This is a genomic window from Stenotrophomonas sp. 05L44_2 (assembly GCF_056665995.1).
This window is the reverse complement of the sequence record NZ_JBFTNR010000499.1, coordinates 1-3,204: the sequence shown is the minus strand read 5'-3', so window position 1 is coordinate 3,204 and position 3,204 is coordinate 1. Positions and strand designations below refer to the sequence as shown.

The following is a 3,204-nucleotide window of genomic DNA, read 5'->3' as shown; positions in this document are numbered from 1 at the left end:
AGCCTGGACTGGTGGAAGATCCGCATCAACAACGTGATCGCCGCCGAGTCGGTGACCTCGATCCTCAACCAGTGCTACGTGCTGGGCGTGGCGTCGGCGTGTGACCGCTTCAGCCGCGGTACCGAAGGCCGCACCGTCAACCAGGTGGTCGACGTTACCCGTACCCTGATCAACGGTGGCTACCAGGAAACCGCAGGTTACGACCTGGGCATCAAGTACCGCCTGCCGGAGTTCTCCTTCGGCAAGATCGTGGTTGACTGGAAGACCACCTACGTCGATTACCTCGAGTACAAGCGCGACAACGAAGCCGAGACTCCGGTCGAGCAGCACACCAGCTGGGCAACCGGCGACTGGGGTGCGAACTTCCGCGTCCGCTCGAACCTGAATGTCGATTGGAGCCTGGGCAACCTGGGCGTGAACTGGGCCGTGCGTTACTACTCGAGCATGAAGGAGCCGTGCTCCTACGACACCGAGTGCAACCTGCCTGACTTCACCTCGGCCTACACCCTGGGCCAGCCGACCCGCAAGGTTGGTTCGAACACCTTCCACGATGTGCAGGTGCGTTACACCCTGCCGTGGCAGGCTACGGTCTCGGTCGGTGCCAACAACGTGTTCAACCACGAAGGCCCGGTCATGTACAGCCAGCCGAACTCGAGCTTCTCCTACTACGGTGGCTTCGACATCGGTCGCTACTACTACATGAAGTACACCCAGCGCTTCTGATCCATCGAAGCGTGACAGCAGAAAGAGGAGGGCGGGCCGCAAGGTCCGCCCTTCTTCTTTGTGCCACCAGCACCGCACGCGCGTGAATGGGAACATGGGTGTGCGGATGAGCCTGCGCCGACGTGATTGACTCTGTAGAGGGGCTCAGTGTGCTGCTATCTTCATTGCATCACCCGCCACTTGACGGGCGTAACGTCGTTCACCAGAAAACGGAGATCGAGCACAATGAAGGCAGTGAACAAGGTCAAAACCATGGCTGTGATGGTCGTGTGCGCAGCCACGGCGCTCCCCGTATCGGCCACAGACATCAAGCGTCATACATCCGAGGCTATTCCTGTTGCTTACGCTGTCGAGGTGCCCCCAGGGCGTACGACGGTCTACCTCAGCGGCAAACTGCCGGAACCGACCGGTGTTGGCGCTCCTCTGGACTACGGCGATACCAGAACGCAAACGATCAGCGTGTTGCGGCAGATCCACGAGCAACTGGCAAGCATTGGATTGCGAATGGAAGACCTGGTGAAACTGCAAGTTTATCTCGTTGGCGGTGAGGAAACCGGTGGCAGGATGGATCTGGCGGGGTTCGCTGCGGGCTACTCACAGTTCTTCGGTAGTCCCGCAAAGAGCACAGCTCTGCCGGCCCGTTCTACCTTCCAGGTGGCGGGCTTGGCCCATCCGGCCCAACGGGTGGAGATCGAGGCCATCGCGGTCCGTCCCTGAACAACGACAGCACTCTTTGCAACCTGCCTTCAACATTCCCGTGACGTAAACGTCAGGCCTCGCTCGGCACCAGCCCCATCAGGCTGTTGGCGTGCTCGCGCCATTGCGGCAGCTTGTTCAGCACACCGGCGCGCTGCAGATACTCTTCATCCACCGGGTCACCGTTGACCAGCGCCAGTGCCACGTGCACCGCACCGGTCACCCAGAAGCTGCGTGTATTGGCGCGCTGCGGCTGCAGATGGAACGCCACCGCCTCGATGATCGGCATCGGCAGGCCCCACAGGCCCAGCAGATAGGCGCCGGCTTCGGCATGCCCGGGGCGATCATCATCGGCCGGCTCCGTTTCGCTGCGCTCGTTGCGTACACCCGGCAGCAGCAGGCCGATGTCGGCCAGCAGGGCGGCGGTGGCACCGAGTTCGGCGCTGGAGTCGGGCAGCAGGCGTGCGGCCAATCGCGAGGCCATCAAGGCACGCTGCTGCAGCGAATTGCGTTCGGCCCCGGACAAGGTGGGCGCGGAGAACACCTCACTGGCCAGCACCAGGTCACGCAGCGTGGCCAGGCCCAGCCGGGTCACGGCGGTGCGCAGGTCGGCGATGGTGCGGCCCTGGCTGAAGAACGCCGAATTGGAAAGCTGCAGCACCTTGGCCGCGATCGCCGGGTCGGCGGCGACCAGCTTGGCGACATCGGCGCTGTCAGCGTCGTCGTCATGTTCCAGTGCCTGGGTCAGGCTCAGGTACAGGTGCGGCGGCGAAGGCAGCTTCTCGATGCGGCCGATGGCATCGCGCAGGCGCGGGCTGTCCAGCACTTCGCGCAGCTCTTCCAGGCTGGTCAATGCTTCCAGCAGTACTTCTGGTGCCAGCGGCAATGGCAGGAAGCGATGGGCGACCCCGATCAGGCGTGCCGGCGGCGGCCGGTTGCCATGCTGTGCATCGACCAGTGCGATGCGGATGGTCTCCGGGCGCAAGGTGCGGATCTGTCCCAGCAACGTGGTCGCGTTGAGATCGGGCAACTGCGGGCAGACGATCACCGCGTCCACGCCCTGGGTGGCGACCGCGGTCATCGCGGCATGGCCATCGGTGGCGGTCAACGGCTGCCAGTCTTCCCCAAGATCGGCAATGAATTCGGTCAGCTCAGCCGGCAGGCTGGCTGTATCCCCAACAAGCAGAATACGCACGACACATTCCCCTGGCTGTCTCGACGGTCGATGTCGATGACGTGTGAAGTGACGCAATTTACCTAATACGGCGGCAAAGGTGATGTGCCGCCGTCATGAAACGTGACCCGCATCGCTCCGACGCCGTGCGCCGGAGCAATGCTGTTCAGTCTCAGGCCTTGCTGTCGAGGTGGCGCTGGTGCGCCTCGATCAGGATCTGCTTGGCCTCGGCCGCGCCGCCCCAACCGTCCAGCTTGACCCACTTGCCCTTCTCCAGGTCCTTGTAGTGCTCGAAGAAGTGGCCGATGCGCTCCAGCCAGTGGCTGGACACCTGGGCGATGTCCTCGACGTGGGCATAGCCGCTGAAGATCTTCGAAACCGGCACGGCCAGGATCTTCTCGTCGCTGCCTGCCTCATCGCTCATCTTCAGCACGCCGACCGGACGGCAGCGCACCACCGAACCCGGGACCAGCGGCAGCGGCAGCACCACCAGTACGTCGGCCGGATCGCCGTCGCCGCACAGGGTGCTCGGCACGTAGCCGTAGTTGCAGGGGTAGCGCATCGGGGTGGAGAGGATGCGGTCGACGAAGATCGCGCCGGTTTCCTTGTCC

General features: G+C 63.5%; 4 protein-coding genes. 2 read left to right on the top strand and 2 right to left on the bottom strand.

What is annotated here, in order from left to right; genetic code table 11:
* Both AC1VAN_RS16425 and AC1VAN_RS16420 read left to right on the top strand, forming a co-directional pair.
* Positions 1-723, top strand: a 723-nt coding sequence (locus tag AC1VAN_RS16425) for a TonB-dependent receptor domain-containing protein (protein WP_480986211.1), incomplete at its 5' end; no start/stop codon positions are given.
* 225 nt (positions 724-948) lie between these two features.
* Positions 949-1,440 (top strand): Rid family hydrolase, encoded by a 492-nt coding sequence (locus tag AC1VAN_RS16420; RefSeq protein WP_051585056.1) that lies wholly within the window; start codon positions 949-951, stop codon positions 1,438-1,440.
* Between the two features lie 52 nt (positions 1,441-1,492).
* Here AC1VAN_RS16420 and AC1VAN_RS16415 read toward each other — a convergent pair whose 3' ends face one another.
* Both AC1VAN_RS16415 and ppa read right to left on the bottom strand, forming a co-directional pair.
* Positions 1,493-2,614: an HDOD domain-containing protein gene (locus AC1VAN_RS16415; protein WP_032976758.1), complete on the bottom strand. Its 1,122-nt coding sequence runs from the start codon at positions 2,612-2,614 to the stop codon at positions 1,493-1,495.
* A gap of 151 nt (positions 2,615-2,765) precedes the next feature.
* On the bottom strand, positions 2,766-3,204 hold a 439-nt coding region (gene ppa, locus AC1VAN_RS16410), incomplete at its 5' end, for an inorganic diphosphatase (protein ID WP_480986210.1).

What these genes read in the sequence shown, in the direction of transcription:
- AC1VAN_RS16420 (WP_051585056.1), top strand. Translation starts at nt 949, where the DNA reads ATGAAGGCAGTGAACAAGGTCAAAACCATGGCTGTGATGGTCGTGTGC.